Origin of the sequence: Pseudarthrobacter sp. TAF60_1 (assembly GCF_052113505.1) — a bacterium.
Classification (GTDB): Bacteria; Actinomycetota; Actinomycetes; order Actinomycetales; family Micrococcaceae; genus Arthrobacter.
Map to the genome: position 1 here is coordinate 24001 of NZ_JBFRDI010000017.1, position 13947 is coordinate 37947.

Genomic DNA, 13947 nt, shown 5'->3' on the forward strand with positions numbered 1-13947 from the left:
GTCACACGCCCCAGCGCAGTGCAGCCGTGTGAACAGGGGCGTCCCACAGCTGCGTGAGTTCATCATCGAGCCGGAGCACCGAGATGGAGCAGCCCTGCATTTCCAGTGCCGTGATGTAGTTTCCCACCAGTGAACGCTCCACGGTCACTCCCCGCTCCGCGAGCACCTGCGCCGCGCGGCGGTAGACGATGTACAGCTCGCTCAGCGGCGTCCCGCCCATGCCATTGACGAACAGCAGGACTTTCTCGCCACTGGAAATGCCGAGGTCGCTGAGGACAGGTTCCAGCAGCCTGTCCGTGATGCCGTCCGCATTCTCCATCGGGATCTTGTGCCGGCCGGGTTCGCCGTGGATCCCGATGCCGATTTCAATCTCGTTGTCCGCCAGTTCGAAACTCGGCGAGCCCGCATGCGGCACAGTGCAGGCTGAGAGGGCGACGCCCATGGTGCGGACATTGCTGTTGACGCGGTCACCGATGGCCGCCACCGCATCGAGGCTGTCGCCCCGTTCAGCGGCGGCGCCGGCGATCTTCTCCACAAGGACAGTCCCGCCTACTCCGCGCCGTCCGGCGGTGTACAGCGAATCCTCCACGGCGACGTCGTCGTTGACAAGTACGGTGCGGACCTCCACGCCCTCTGCCTGCGCCAGTTCGGCTGCCGTCTCGAAGTTGAGGACGTCCCCGGTGTAGTTCTTCACGATATGGACGACGCCGACACCCGAGTTGACGGCGAGCGTCGCCGGAAGGATCTGGTCCGGCGTCGGTGAGGTGAACACCGCCCCCGGCACGGCGGCGTCGAGCATTCCCAGCCCGACGTAACCGGCGTGCAGCGGCTCATGCCCGCTGCCACCGCCGGAAAGGAGGCCGACTTTTCCCGACACAGGCGCGTCTTTGCGCGTGACGTACTTCGGATCGGCGCTGACGGTGACGAGGTCGGCGTGGGCGAGGCCGAAGCCTTCCACAGACTCGTCGACCACGGAACGGGGATCATTGATGAGCTTTTTCATGGCAGAACTCCTGGGTGTGGGCTCGTGCTAGAGGATTGCACTTTGACCCTACTACCGCGGCATGTAACTCGGGTAGCCTCCGGCTTTCAGGGCATAGGTAAGGGACAGCCCCCAATGACTGTCCCTTACCGGCAGGCCCCAAACTGCGGCCCGCTCAGTTTATCCAGCAACTCGACTAAAGCCAAGAGGTTGGCGGACATGACGCTGGACGACGACGCGGGCGGCTTATGACGGCAGGTTCGTCACTGCGGCCGGAAGATGGCAGGTGCTGGCGTTTAGAGGAACTTGATCATGCGCGTGTTACCCAAGGTGTTTGGCTTGACCCGCGCCAGGTCCAGGAATTCGGCGACGCCTTCGTCGTGGGAGCGGAGCAGCTCGGAGTAGACCGCCGGGTCCACAGCGGACTGGTCCGCCATCACCTCGAAGCCGTGGCGTTTGAAGAAGTCCACCTCGAAAGTGAGGCAGAAGACACGCGCTACGCCGAGCGCCCGTGCCTCCTCGAGCAGGCTTTCCACCAGTACGTGACCCACGCCTTTGCCGCGCCAGGAGTCGGAGGCAGCAAGGGTGCGCACCTCGGCCAGGTCTTCCCACATCACGTGCAGGGCACCGCAGCCGATGATTTCGCCGTCGGCCGATTCGGCGATCCGGAACTCCTGAAGGCTCTCGTAGTAGGCGACCGTCTCCTTGGCCATCAGGATCCGTTGTTCCGCGAGCGGCGCCACCAGTCTCTTGATGGCGGACACATCGCTGGTGCGGGCAGGGCGGATTTGGAAGGAGTCAGTCACAGGTCAATCCTACGGTGGCTCCATGGTGCGCTCCCGTACCCGCGCCACTGCAGGGCACCAACGCAGAAGCCCCGCCGCTCCTTGCGGAGTGGCGGGGCTTCGGCTGCTGCTCGTTAGACGCTCGGGGCGATTTCCGGGATGCGCGGCTTGGCGTTGCCGGCGAAGGTGAACTTGGCGTCGTCGCCTTCGCCGTCCACATCCACCACCACGATGTCGCCGGCGTGGATCTCGCCGAACAGGATCTTCTCGGAAAGCTGGTCCTCGATCTCGCGCTGGATGGTGCGGCGCAGCGGCCGGGCACCCATGGCGGGGTCGTAGCCTCGGGTTGCCAGGAGCACCTTGGCGGCGGCCGTGAGCTCGATGCCCATGTCCTTGTCCTTGAGGCGCTTCTCCAGCCGGCCAACGAACATGTCCACGATCTCGATGATCTCGTCCTGGGTCAGCTGCGGGAACACCACAACGTCATCCACACGGTTCAGGAACTCGGGGCGGAAGTGCTGCTTGAGTTCCTCCGTCACGCGGGCACGCATCCGGTTGTAACCGGTCTGGGTGTCGGTGCCGGACTGGAAGCCGGTGGCAACGCTCTTGGAGATGTCGCGGGTGCCAAGGTTCGTGGTCATGATGATCACGGTGTTCTTGAAGTCCACCACGCGGCCTTGGGAGTCGGTCAGGCGACCATCTTCCAAGATCTGCAGGAGCGAGTTGAAGAGGTCGGCGTGCGCCTTCTCCACTTCGTCAAACAGGACCACGGAGAACGGACGGCGGCGGACCTTCTCGGTGAGCTGGCCGCCTTCCTCGTAGCCGACGTAGCCCGGAGGAGCACCGAAGAGCCGGGAAACCGTGTGCTTTTCGGAGTACTCGGACATGTCCAGGGTGATGAGGGCGTCTTCTTCACCGAACAGGAACTCGGCCAGGGCCTTGGCCAGCTCGGTCTTGCCGACGCCGGTGGGGCCGGCGAAGATGAACGAGCCGCCGGGACGCTTGGGGTCCTTCAGGCCTGCACGGGTGCGGCGGATCGCCTGGGACAGGGCCTTGATGGCCTCGTCCTGGCCTACCACGCGCTTGTGCAGTTCGTCTTCCATCTTCAGCAGGCGCGAGGACTCTTCCTCGGTCAGCTTGAAGACCGGGATGCCGGTGGAGTTGGCCAGCACTTCGGCGATGAGATCCTCATCCACCTCGGAGATGTCATCCATGCCGCCGGACTTCCAGTGGCGTTCCTTCTCCGCGCGCTCGGTGATGAGCTTCTGTTCCTTGTCGCGCAGCGATGCCGCGCCTTCGAAGTCCTGCGCGTCAATCGCGGATTCCTTCTCCATTTTCAGCTTGGAGATGCGCTCGTCCATGGCCTTGAGCTCCGGCGGAGCGGTCATGCGACGGATACGCAACCGGGCCCCGGCCTCATCGATCAGGTCGATGGCCTTGTCCGGCAGGAAGCGGTCCGAGATGTAGCGTTCGGCGAGGTTGGCGGCCGCAGCAAGCGCGCCGTCGGTGATGGTCACGCGGTGGTGCGCCTCGTAGCGGTCACGCAGGCCCTTGAGGATCTCGATGGCGTGGGCCACGTTCGGCTCGGCCACCTGGATCGGCTGGAAACGGCGCTCCAGCGCCGCGTCCTTCTCAATGTGCTTGCGGTACTCATCCAGCGTGGTGGCACCAATCGTCTGCAGTTCACCGCGGGCCAGCATGGGCTTCAGGATCGAGGCGGCGTCGATGGCACCCTCGGCAGCGCCTGCACCCACCAGGGTGTGGATCTCATCGATGAAGAGGATGATGTCGCCGCGGGTGCGGATTTCCTTGAGGACCTTTTTCAGCCGCTCTTCGAAGTCACCGCGGTACCGGGAGCCTGCCACCAGGGACCCGAGGTCCAGGGTGTAAAGCTGCTTGTCCTTGATGGTCTCCGGGACGTCGCCGCGAACAATCGCCTGGGCGAGGCCTTCGACGACGGCGGTCTTGCCAACGCCGGGCTCCCCGATCAGGACGGGGTTGTTCTTAGTGCGGCGCGAGAGAACCTGCATAACGCGTTCCATTTCGGATTCGCGCCCGATCACCGGGTCCAGCTTGTTCTCACGCGCGGCCTGGGTCAGGTTGCGGCCGAACTGGTCCAGGACCACTGAACCGGCAGGAGTGCCTTCGGGCTGGCCGGCCCCGACGCCTGCGCCGGTAGTTTCCTTGCCCTGGTAGCCGGAAAGCAGCTGGATAACCTGCTGGCGGACCCGGTTGAGGTCAGCGCCGAGCTTGACGAGCACCTGGGCGGCAACACCCTCACCCTCGCGGATAAGTCCCAGCAGGATGTGTTCCGTGCCGATGTAGTTGTGGCCCAGCTGCAGCGCCTCACGCAGGGAGAGCTCCAGCACCTTCTTGGCGCGGGGCGTGAAGGGAATGTGACCGGAGGGGGCCTGCTGGCCCTGGCCGATGATTTCCTGCACCTGCTCGCGGACGCCGTCGAGCGAAATGCTCAAGGACTCAAGAGCCTTGGCGGCAACGCCTTCACCCTCATGGATCAGACCCAAGAGGATGTGTTCGGTACCAATATAGTTATGGTTCAGCATGCGTGCCTCTTCTTGGGCAAGCACAACGACGCGACGGGCACGGTCCGTAAATCGCTCAAACATTTCGCCACACTCCTAGCTACAACGTACTTTGATGCTACGTGGCCGATCCCGTCTTGTGGAGCGTGTTCGCCACAGGGGAAACCGTGGTGATCCTCAGCTCTCCGGAATCGCGGCTGCCGGCCGCCGCCGTCGGTATTCCTCGGAGCTCACGCCGAACCGCCGCTTAAGAGCGATGCTGAAGCTTGAGGGACTCGCATACCCGATTTGACGGGGAATCTACGTAAGGGTGAGCCGTTGATGATGGGCTCGCCGGCGCGCTGCCAGCGTCTATTGCCCTTGCCTTATACACCGCCACGCTTGTCATTACCGTGTGCGCGAATATCCCCCTTAATATCAGGCTCGGCAGTGTTGGGACTTCGGAACATGCCGGAGCCGGCCGGGAATTTCTCGAGCGCCGGTGGACCCGGTGGAACATTTACCGCACGTGGCTGTCTCTGGCGACCTTGCTTGCCCCCTGCATTGCGTGGCGGCGCTTTGACAGCCCATTAGCAGCGGAATCGGCATTTTCGGCCAAGAGCGCCGGCCAGGTTATTCATTTGGCAGCAAAGAACCCTGTCCCGCCGGACGGCGAAACAGGGTTCTAAGCAGCAAAGAGGCGCAGACCCTAGGAATTGGCCTTTTGGTAGGCTTCCTGGATTTCAGCCTGAATTCGGCCCCGGCTGTTGACCGTGTAGCCATTATCCCGAGCCCACTGACGGATCTGGGCGGAATCATTGCCACGGCTCGGCGAAGCCGTTTTCGTGCGTGTGGCGCGCCCTGCAGACGTTTTGCGTGCGGCCCCTACAAAACGTTCCAGACTCGAACGCAGTTCGGCGGCATTTGCGGCTGACAGGTCGATTTCATAACTAGTGCCGTCAAGGCCGAACTGGACATTCTCATCCGCGGATCCCCCATCCAGATCATCGACAAGGATGATGTTCACTTTCTGTGCCATTTAAAGACTTCCTGTTCGAGGTTCGGGGGTGTGCAGAAAAGCAGGATGTTTCTACAAAAAGTATGACCCTCTTTATGGCAACGCGTCAAAGCGTGAAATGGTTCCTGTGGATATCCGCAGAATATCCTGTACCTATTTATCCGGCTCGGTATCCAGTCCATTCATTGGATTAGCGGCATGTGCGTCGGCCTCGGCCTGGGCACGCGCCTCCGCCTGCCGCTCGGATTTATCGGCGTTGAAGATCGATTTCATGACGAACCAGAAGATGAGGCCCACCACCAATGAGGGCAGCAGTACGGCTACGTATTCCATAATTAGTGCCCTTCGGGCTTCAGGAGCGGGAACAGGATGGTTTCACGGATACCGGCTCCGGTGAACAGCATGACCAGGCGGTCGATTCCGAGCCCGATTCCGCCCATGGGAGGGGCGCCGTATTCGAGGGCGCGGAGGAAGTCCTCATCCAACTGCATCGCCTCATCATCACCCGCAGCCGCGTGCCGTGACTGTTCGGTGAGCCGCTCGCGCTGGATGACAGGGTCAATGAGTTCGGAGAAGGCCGTGCCGCGTTCCATGCCGCCGATGATGAGGTCCCAAGCCTCGATCAGCCGGCCGTCCTCGCGGTGCGGCCGGGCCAGCGGCTGGGCGGACGGCGGGTAATCGTACACAAAGGTGGGGTTCAGGAGGGTGGGTTCCACGATTTCACCAAAGAGTTCCACGGCCAGTTTCTCGGCGTCCCATTTCGGGTCCGCCTTAACCTCGTGCTTCGACGCGATCTCGCGCAGCACCTCCAGCGGAGTATCAGGAGTGACTTCCTGGCCAACGGCGTCGGAAAGCCCCGGGTAGACCGAGACCCAGGCCCAGTCGCCGTCGAGGTTAATTTCCCCGGCTTCGGTCTGGAGGGTGCGGCCGGCACCCACGGCGTCGGCGGCGTCGAGGATGATTTCCTTGATGCGGTCAGCCATGACGAACTGGTCCGCCCACGCTTCATAGCACTCGAGGGTGGTGAATTCAGGGCTGTGGGTGGAGTCCACGCCCTCGTTCCGGAAGACGCGGCCCATATCGTAGACACGGTCGATGCCGCCCACCACGGCGCGCTTGAGGTACAGCTCGGTTGCGATGCGCAGGGTCATCTTCTGGTCGAACGCGTTCATGTGCGTCTCAAACGGACGCGCCAGGGCGCCGCCGTGGACCAGCTGCAGGATGGGCGTTTCCACCTCCACGTAGTTGTGGCGGTGGAGGCTTTCGCGGATGGAACGGGTAATCGCCGCGCGGGTGTAGACCATTTCACGGGCCTCGTCGCGCACCATCAGGTCCACATAACGCTGCCGGACACGGGTTTCCTCGTTCAGTTCCGCGTGCAGCACGGGCAGTGGGCGCAGAGCCTTGGAGGCCATGGACCACGAGTCCGCCATCACGGACAGCTCGCCACGGCGGGAGGAAATCACCTCGCCCTTGATGAACACGTGGTCGCCCAGGTCCACCAGGGCCTTCCACTCGGCGAGCGCTTCCTCGCCCACGTTGGCGAGGCTCAGCATGGCCTGGAGCCGGGTGCCTTTGCCGTCAACCCCGCCCTCCTGGAGGGTGGCGAAGCAGAGCTTGCCGGTGTTGCGCACAAACACCACGCGGCCGGTGACGCCCACAACGTCGCCGGTGGTGTCGTCGGCTTCGAGGTGCGCGTACTTTTCGCGGATCTCGGTGAGGGAGTGTGTACGTTCCACACCCACCGGGTACGCCTCGGTGCCACGCTCGATCAGCTTGGCGCGCTTCTCCATGCGGATGCGCATCTGCTCGCTGGCATCGAGGGGCTCTGGGGCATTTTTGGGGGTGGGGGTGTTTTGGGAAGTCACAATCCCCAAGTTTACCGGGAGTTCCGCCGGCCGGGTTCCGGCGGCGGCCCGGGCATAGACTCGGGCTGTGGAGTCCTGGAAACTAGAAACGGCAGATGACGGACACCTGGAGGTGCATTCGTTCCTCACCCCTGCGGAACAGGACCCGACGACGGCGGGCCCTCCCGGCGTCGTACTCGTCCACGGCACTTTGGTCACCGACGCCCTCTACCGCCCTTTTGCACGGAAGCTCAGCCTCCTGCTGGGCCGTCCGGTGCATTGCTACAACCGGCGCGGCCGGGCAGGGTCCTCGCCGCAGCCGGACGACTACTCGGCAAAAACCGAAATCAGCGACCTCGCCGCGGTCATGGACAGGACCGGCTCTACGGACGTCGTGGCACACAGCTTTGGCGGTTTCGTGGCCCTCCAGGCTGCCCGGACCCTGCCGATCGGCAGGCTGGTGACCTATGACGCGGCGGTTTCGCTGTCCGGAAACCTCAGCCACCGGTGGCGGCCCGAGCTTGAGGACGCTGTCACGGCGGGCCAGCTCAACCATGCCTGGGCGCACTTGGTCCAGGGTCTGGGCACCGCAGGCCCGCTGTCCTACCTGCCGCTGGGCGCGCTGCGGATGCTGAGCATCCTCTCCGCCAGGACAAACCTGGGCACGGAGATGCGCCAGCTGCTGCCGACAGCCGTGAAGGAAATGCGTGCCGTACTCGACGCCGACGCCGAGCTGGAGGATTTCACGGCCCTCACCACCCCCATCCTGATGCTCAGCGGCGGCTGGAGCCCTGCGTACTTCGCGGAGACCGGCCGGCAGCTGGCGTCCGCGGTGCCGTCGATTGAGTTCCGGGTCGTCCCCGGGCAACTGCATGAGGGGCCCATCCGGCCCGGCAAGGGACTGGCCGTGCGGATTGCCCGGTTCCTCAACGCCAGCGATGGCCAGATCCAGATGCTGGGGCGGCGCCGGTAGCGCGCTTTTCCCAGCGGGCGCCCAGGTTCGTCCGCCTAGGATGAGTACCGTGAAAGAGCAGGAAGTGCCCACGCACGACGGCGGCAGGCTGGGTTTGTACAGCTACGGCACCGAGGACGCGCCGGGAGAACGCCGGGTGGTGGTGATCGGGGGCGCCTTCCTGACTGCGCTCATATACCGGCCGTTCTCGGTGGCTTTGGCGGACGGCCTGGGCGACGGTTGGGCCGTGGACGTCTACGACCGGCGGGGGCGCGGCAACTCAACAGAACAGCCGGCCGATTACTCCATGGCCACGGAAGTCGCAGACGTCCGCACCATCATGGACGTCACCGGCGCCCGCAACCTGCTGGGCCACAGCCTGGGCGGCTCGGTGGCCCTGAACGCAGTGCAGGAGTTCGCGGGGACGCCACACGAGCCGGACAAGCTGGCGGTTTACGACGCAGCGGTGAACATCGAAGGCAGCATCGACACCTCGTGGCTGAGCGACTTTGAAGCTGCGGTCAACGCCGGCAAGTTAGGGCATGCCATGGCCCAGCTGAAAAAAGGGATGCAGCCGGCCACGGCATTGTCCAGGATTCCCGAGCCCGTCCTGGCCGGGCTCATGGCGTTGGTGTCCCGCACCAAGGTCAACAAGATGGCGCGGGAGCTGATGCCCACGGGTGTGGGCGAGTTGCGCGCAGCGTACGACGAGGTGGAGCAAGCCCGGGACTTCGCCGTGTTGCCCGCCAACACCCATTTCATGGCAGGCGGCAAGAGCCCGCGTTATTACAAGGTCACGGCCCAGCGCCTTCATGCTGCAGTCCCCGGAAGCACCTTCGAACTGTCCCCCAAGGGCTATCACGGTTCCATCCCGGCTGCGGTGAAGGAACTGGTCGCCGATATCGCCGGGTACTTCAAGGGCTAAGGCATTACGAAGGTTGCTCGGCTAGGCTCGGAACATGACGCGCGAGAACATCAAGACCCCCGACGGCGGCACCCTGGAGCTCTTCACCACGGGTGCGGAACTGGCCCCCGCCGGTTCCGGCGTGGTTGTGGTTCCGGCTTCCATGGTGACCGCAGCCGACTACACCCGGTTTGCCCAGAAACTCAGCGCCGCGCTTGGCCGGCCGGTGCACACGTTCAACCGCCGCGGCCGGGGAACCTCCTCGCCGCAGGCTCTGGACTACACCCTGGACGCGGACATCCGCGACCTGGACGCCGTCATGAAACACACGTCCAGCACTGACGTGTTCGGCCACAGCTTCGGCGGCGCGCTGGCCCTGCACGCAGCCCGGACCCTTCCGGTCGAGCGTTTGGCGGTTTATGACCCTGCCGTGTCCGTGAACCACAGCGTCACGGCCGACTGGACACCTGAATATGAGCGCGCCACCGCCGCCGGTGATGACGACCGCGCCCTGGCCGTCCTCACCAAGGGACTGGAAACCGGCGGCGCCTTCTCCCGGATGCCGCTCTCCATGCTCACCATCGCCAACAAACTCACCGCAGGGACACACCTCGGTAAGCAGATGCGCGACATGATGCGCACGGGCGTCCGGGAAATCAAGGCAATCATCGCTGCGGACATGCCGGCCGAGCCGTTCCTGGAGCTGCCCCTGGAGACCCTCATTGTGGTGGGCGAAAAGAGCCCGGCCTACTTCGGTGTGGCCTGCGGCCAGATCCACGACGTCCTGTCCGGTTCCAGCTACACCATCCTGCCGGGCTTCGGCCACGACGGTGTGATCAAGGCGCCGGACAAGCTCATCACCGAACTCAGCGAGTTCTTCGCCGGCTGAACCCGTCCATCCACATCAACGCGGGGTCACATACAGCCCGTTCCGGTCATCCGGATGGGATTTAGTGACCCCGCGTTGGTCCAAAAGTGGGTTAGTGGGCGGCGTGCCCCGGCGCGGCACCTTCGGTTTTGCGCATCATCGCGGAAAGCACGACGGCGGCAAGGGCTATGACGGTTGCCGTCAGGAAGGCGGCACTCATGCCCGCCACCAGCCCGGAGGACGCCGACACCACCGCGAAGATGGACACCAGCAGCGCCGTGCCGGCGGCACCGGCAACCTGCTGCGAGGTGCTCATGATGGCGGAGCCGTGGGAGTAGAGGTGCGGCGGCAGCGGGTTCAGGCCGGTAGTGAACGCGGGCGTGAACAACAGCGCCAGGCCGAAGCTCAGGAGGACGTGAAGGGTAACGATCCACCACACCGGAGTGCCGGCGTCGAGCATGGAAAACTGCCACAGGGTCAGCACCATCAGGACCGAGCCCGTCACGGTGAGCGGCAGCGGGCCAACCTTATCGAACAACCTCCCGATGAACGGGCCGAGCAGGCCCATCGCCAGACCGCCCGGCAGCAGCGCCAGGCCTGTCTCCAGCGAACCCAGGCCGCGGATTTCCTGCAGGTAGAGCGGGAGCAGAATCACCGCCCCGAACAGAGCCATCATGGCCACCACCATCAGCAGGACTGACACCGTGAACATGCGGAAGTTGAAAGCGCGGAGGTCCAGCAGCGGAGCATGCGACTTCTGCAGCCGGAGCTGACGGAGCACGAAGACGGCCAGGCTGGCCACGCCGATAGCCAGCGCGGCGATGGCGGCCGTCTTGGGGCCGCTCTGGCCGCCCTGACCACCGCCAATCTGGCTCAGGCCATACACCAGGCCGCCGAAGGCGGGAACTGTCAGGAGTACGGAGAGGAAGTCGAGCTTGGTCTTCTCTGTTTCGCCGACGTTCGTCAGGTACTTCGCACCGATGGCCAGGGCAGCCAGTGCCACCGGAAGGACGAAGACAAACATAAAGCGCCACGTGAAGTGCTCAAGGATCAGCCCGGAGACCGTGGGCCCCATGGCCGGTGCCACGGAGATCGCGATGCTGACATTACCCATGACGGCGCCGCGCCTGGACAGCGGGACCAGCGTGAGGATGGTGGTCATCAGCAGCGGCAGCATGATGGCCGTACCGCCGGCCTGGATAATGCGGGCCAGGAGGAGGACCTCAAAGCCCGGTGCAGCGGCTGCCAGCGCGGTGCCACCCGCGAACAGGCCCATGGCCAGCATAAAGACTGCACGGGTAGACAGGCTTTGCAGGATGAACCCGGTGGTGGGGATGACCACGGCCATGGTGAGCATAAAGCCGGTGGAGAGCCACTGCACGGTAGGCGCGTCGACTCCGAGGTCGACCATCAGCCGCTGCAGGGCAACGTTCATGATGGTCTCGTTCAGGATCACCACGAAGGTCGCCACGAGCAGGGTGGCGATGATGGTCACCGACTCCCGGGACAGTTTCTCCGGTGCGGAGGACTCCGACGCAGGTGCGTGGCCTGTTTGTCCGGATGGGCCGGGTGGGCCCGGCTGTCCGGAGGCGTTTGGAGAGACTTCTGTAGACATGGGTGTTCCCTCAGGGAGTAAGAATGAAGTGGCGCGCGAGCATCGTCGCTGCAGATTCAAACACTGTACTCTCCGCTGCCATTCCTGCGCACGGGTTTTTTCTTCGCTGCGCGTAGGCTGTTTTGCGTGGACACCCGGAAACTGAAGTATTTCCTGGCCGTTGTTGACCATGACGGATTCAACCGGGCAGCGGAGCACCTGCTGATCGCCCAGCCGTCGCTGTCCCAGACCATCGCCAGCTTGGAAAAGGAACTGGGTGTACCGCTTTTTCACCGCATCGGACGCAGGGCTGTGCTCAGCGAGGCAGGCAAGGAACTGGTGGGTCCGGCCCGGCTGGTGATGCGGGACCTGGACGCTGCGCAGTCAGCCGTCCAAGCCCTGCGGGGCGTGCGCAGCGGCAGGCTCGACATCATCACCATGCCCTCCCCCGGCATCGAGCCGCTGACGTCCATGATCGCTTGCTTTAGCAGGGTCCACCCGGCAGTACGGCTCAACGTCAGTGCGGCGTTTACCCCGGAAGAAGTCATCGAATCGGTCCGCAGCGGAAGCACGGAAATCGGGTTGGCCGGCTCCTCCACGCCCATCAGGGTGCCTGGCGTCAATGTCCTCGATCTTGAGCGCCAGCCCCTCATCCTGATCGTCAACCCTCAGGCGGACACGTTCCACACGGGGCCAGCCATCCAACGCGAAGACCTGGGCGGCCACCGCCTGATCGCGAGCCAGCGCGGGTCGCTGATGCGGTGGCTCGTGGACGACGCCCTGGCGCACGGCGTCGAGGTAGAGATCGTCGTAGAAGTGGCGCACCGGACCTCCATTCTGCCGCTGGTCCTGGCTGGTGTGGGGCACGCCGTGATGCCCTCGTCCTGGGCGCCCACTGCACACAAAGCCGGGCTCCGTACGCTGCTGGTCAAACCGGTGTCCCACCTCGATGTGGCCATCCTGAGCCGGAAGGACGGCCTGACCCCCGCGGCGCAGGCCTTCCTGAAAGTGGCGGCTGAGCACGTCGACCAACACGCTGACTAGCATCCATTGTCGGAGCAGTCGATGCATTGATCGGTAGGTAAAACCTATTTAGCGGATCGGATCTTGGTCTTGGACGCTGCCTGCCCGCCGCCCGTCTACTTGAAGAGGAAGAACAGCGTGACCCGGCTAACAGGCTCACTGCTAACAACTCAACGAGGAGGTAGGCACATGAGCGCCACCCAGAAATTCAGCATCGCATCCATCCCGGCAGACGGTGTGGGCCAGGAAGTGGTTTCCGCGGGCCGCCGCGTCCTTGAGGCCCTCGCGGAGAACTCCAACGGCAGGTTCGCTTTCGACTGGACCGAGTTCCCCTGGGGCTGCGGCTATTACGAGAAGACCGGCCAGATGATGGACCCCAAGGGCCTGGAAGCCCTCAAGGACTTCGACGCCATCTACTTCGGCGCCGTCGGCTGGGAGAACGTCCCGGATCACATCAGCCTCTGGGGCCTGCGCCTGAACATCACGCAGAACTTCGACCAGTGGGCCAACATCCGTCCCGTGAAGTTCCTGCCCGGCATCCAGTCCCCGCTGCGCAAGGCCGACAACACCGAGCTGGACTGGGTTGTGGTCCGCGAAAACAGCGAGGGCGAATACGCCGGCCTGGGCGGCCGCAACCTCAGCGGCCGCGGCCCCGGCAACGAGGTGGCACTGCAGACCGCACTGTTCACTGACAAGGGCTGCGAGCGCATCATGCGGTTCGCCTTCGACCTCGCCCGGACCCGCACGGTCAAGAAGGTCTCCTCGGTCACCAAGTCCAACGCCCAACAATACGGCATGGTCCTCTGGGACGAAGTCTTCAACCGCGTGGCGTTGGACTACCCGGACGTGCAGACCGAAAGCGTCCTGGTTGATGCGATGAGCGCCAAGTTCATCCTCAAGCCCGAAGACCTGTCCGTGGTGGTCGCGTCCAACCTGAACGCAGACATCCTCTCCGACCTGGGCTCCGCACTCGCGGGCAGCCTCGGCCTGGCGGCCAGCGCCAACCTGAACCCGGAACGCCGCTTCCCGTCTATGTTCGAACCGGTCCACGGCTCCGCTCCGGACATCGCCGGCCAGGGAATCAGCAACCCGATCGGCGCGATCGCCAGCGCCGCCCTCATGCTGGACCACTTCGGCCTGCACGAGGAAGCCCGCCAGGTGGAGGCTGCCATTGAGGCAGCCACCGGCTCCGGCCACCTGACCCGCGACGTCGGCGGCGACGCCAGGACGGACGACGTCACCGAAGCGATCATCAAGGCGCTGACGCTCGCACCCGCAGCGGTCTAGCGAGTCTTTCGGCAGAGGTCCCAAGCTAAGCGGCGTCCCGAGGGCCCCGACGCGAGCTTGCGAGCGTTGGGAAGGGACCTCCGCGGGCGGCCCTCCCGCCGCCGTCGGACGCTTACCTTTCCGATTTAGAACCCCTCCAGCGACTTTCCACAACGAGGTAGGAAT

The 13947-nt window shown here is 64.3% G+C and carries 13 protein-coding genes; 6 read left to right on the plus strand and 7 right to left on the minus strand.

The window, feature by feature from the left end; all coding sequences use genetic code 11:
• Window position 1: 1 nt before the first annotated feature.
• The 3 genes from dhaK to AB4Y73_RS17310 form a co-directional block, all read right to left on the minus strand.
• Window positions 2-1003, minus strand: a complete 1002-nt coding sequence (gene dhaK / locus AB4Y73_RS17300) for a dihydroxyacetone kinase subunit DhaK (RefSeq protein WP_441873312.1) — start codon at window positions 1001-1003, stop codon at window positions 2-4.
• 275 nt (window positions 1004-1278) lie between these two features.
• The gene (locus AB4Y73_RS17305; protein ID WP_441873314.1) at window positions 1279-1788 is read right to left on the minus strand and encodes an amino-acid N-acetyltransferase; all 510 of its coding nucleotides are present in this window, start codon (window positions 1786-1788) and stop codon (window positions 1279-1281) included.
• 113 nt (window positions 1789-1901) lie between these two features.
• Window positions 1902-4394 (minus strand): ATP-dependent Clp protease ATP-binding subunit, encoded by a 2493-nt coding sequence (locus AB4Y73_RS17310; RefSeq protein WP_441873316.1) that lies wholly within the window; start codon window positions 4392-4394, stop codon window positions 1902-1904.
• A gap of 269 nt (window positions 4395-4663) precedes the next feature.
• Here AB4Y73_RS17310 and AB4Y73_RS17315 point away from each other — a divergent pair, with 269 nt between their 5' ends.
• Window positions 4664-4978, plus strand: a complete 315-nt coding sequence (locus AB4Y73_RS17315) for an anthrone oxygenase family protein (protein ID WP_441873493.1) — start codon at window positions 4664-4666, stop codon at window positions 4976-4978.
• 20 nt (window positions 4979-4998) lie between these two features.
• Here AB4Y73_RS17315 and AB4Y73_RS17320 read toward each other — a convergent pair whose 3' ends face one another.
• From AB4Y73_RS17320 to lysS, 3 genes are all read right to left on the minus strand, one after another.
• Complete coding sequence (locus AB4Y73_RS17320) at window positions 4999-5328, minus strand: histone-like nucleoid-structuring protein Lsr2 (protein WP_441873318.1); 330 nt, start codon at window positions 5326-5328, stop codon at window positions 4999-5001.
• Between the two features lie 132 nt (window positions 5329-5460).
• Window positions 5461-5640 (minus strand): hypothetical protein, encoded by a 180-nt coding sequence (locus tag AB4Y73_RS17325; RefSeq protein ID WP_441873320.1) that lies wholly within the window; start codon window positions 5638-5640, stop codon window positions 5461-5463.
• 2 nt (window positions 5641-5642) lie between these two features.
• Window positions 5643-7175, minus strand: coding sequence for a lysine--tRNA ligase (lysS, locus tag AB4Y73_RS17330; protein ID WP_441873322.1), 1533 nt, complete (start codon window positions 7173-7175; stop codon window positions 5643-5645).
• A gap of 67 nt (window positions 7176-7242) precedes the next feature.
• Between lysS and AB4Y73_RS17335 the strand changes: the two genes are divergently transcribed.
• The 3 genes from AB4Y73_RS17335 to AB4Y73_RS17345 are packed head-to-tail and all read left to right on the plus strand — an operon-like array spanning window position 7243 to window position 9899.
• Window positions 7243-8127 carry an alpha/beta fold hydrolase gene (locus AB4Y73_RS17335; RefSeq protein ID WP_441873324.1) on the plus strand — a complete coding sequence of 295 codons (885 nt, stop codon included), beginning with the start codon at window positions 7243-7245 and terminating at the stop codon, window positions 8125-8127.
• 40 nt (window positions 8128-8167) lie between these two features.
• Window positions 8168-9031, plus strand: a complete 864-nt coding sequence (locus AB4Y73_RS17340; RefSeq protein ID WP_441873325.1) for an alpha/beta hydrolase — start codon at window positions 8168-8170, stop codon at window positions 9029-9031.
• A gap of 34 nt (window positions 9032-9065) precedes the next feature.
• On the plus strand, window positions 9066-9899 hold the full coding sequence (locus AB4Y73_RS17345) for an alpha/beta fold hydrolase (RefSeq protein ID WP_441873327.1): 834 nt from the start codon (window positions 9066-9068) through the stop codon (window positions 9897-9899).
• 91 nt (window positions 9900-9990) lie between these two features.
• On the opposite strand, the gene AB4Y73_RS17350 is transcribed toward AB4Y73_RS17345, so the two are convergent.
• Window positions 9991-11493, minus strand: a complete 1503-nt coding sequence (locus AB4Y73_RS17350; RefSeq protein ID WP_441873329.1) for an MDR family MFS transporter — start codon at window positions 11491-11493, stop codon at window positions 9991-9993.
• A gap of 126 nt (window positions 11494-11619) precedes the next feature.
• Here AB4Y73_RS17350 and AB4Y73_RS17355 point away from each other — a divergent pair, with 126 nt between their 5' ends.
• On the plus strand, window positions 11620-12516 hold the full coding sequence (locus AB4Y73_RS17355; protein WP_441873331.1) for a LysR family transcriptional regulator: 897 nt from the start codon (window positions 11620-11622) through the stop codon (window positions 12514-12516).
• A gap of 168 nt (window positions 12517-12684) precedes the next feature.
• On the plus strand, window positions 12685-13782 hold the full coding sequence (locus tag AB4Y73_RS17360) for a tartrate dehydrogenase (RefSeq protein ID WP_441873333.1): 1098 nt from the start codon (window positions 12685-12687) through the stop codon (window positions 13780-13782).
• Window positions 13783-13947 lie beyond the last annotated feature (165 nt).

Excerpts from the sequence above, each read along its gene's own strand:
- dhaK (WP_441873312.1), bottom strand. The coding sequence starts at position 1,003 with ATGAAAAAGCTCATCAATGATCCCCGTTCCGTGGTCGACGAGTCTGTG.
- AB4Y73_RS17310 (WP_441873316.1), bottom strand. The coding sequence starts at position 4,394 with ATGTTTGAGCGATTTACGGACCGTGCCCGTCGCGTCGTTGTGCTTGCC.
- AB4Y73_RS17320 (WP_441873318.1), bottom strand. The coding sequence starts at position 5,328 with ATGGCACAGAAAGTGAACATCATCCTTGTCGATGATCTGGATGGGGGA.
- AB4Y73_RS17325 (WP_441873320.1), bottom strand. The coding sequence starts at position 5,640 with ATGGAATACGTAGCCGTACTGCTGCCCTCATTGGTGGTGGGCCTCATC.
- AB4Y73_RS17340 (WP_441873325.1), top strand. The coding sequence starts at position 8,168 with ATGAGTACCGTGAAAGAGCAGGAAGTGCCCACGCACGACGGCGGCAGG.
- AB4Y73_RS17345 (WP_441873327.1), top strand. The coding sequence starts at position 9,066 with ATGACGCGCGAGAACATCAAGACCCCCGACGGCGGCACCCTGGAGCTC.
- AB4Y73_RS17350 (WP_441873329.1), bottom strand. The coding sequence starts at position 11,493 with ATGTCTACAGAAGTCTCTCCAAACGCCTCCGGACAGCCGGGCCCACCC.
- AB4Y73_RS17360 (WP_441873333.1), top strand. The coding sequence starts at position 12,685 with ATGAGCGCCACCCAGAAATTCAGCATCGCATCCATCCCGGCAGACGGT.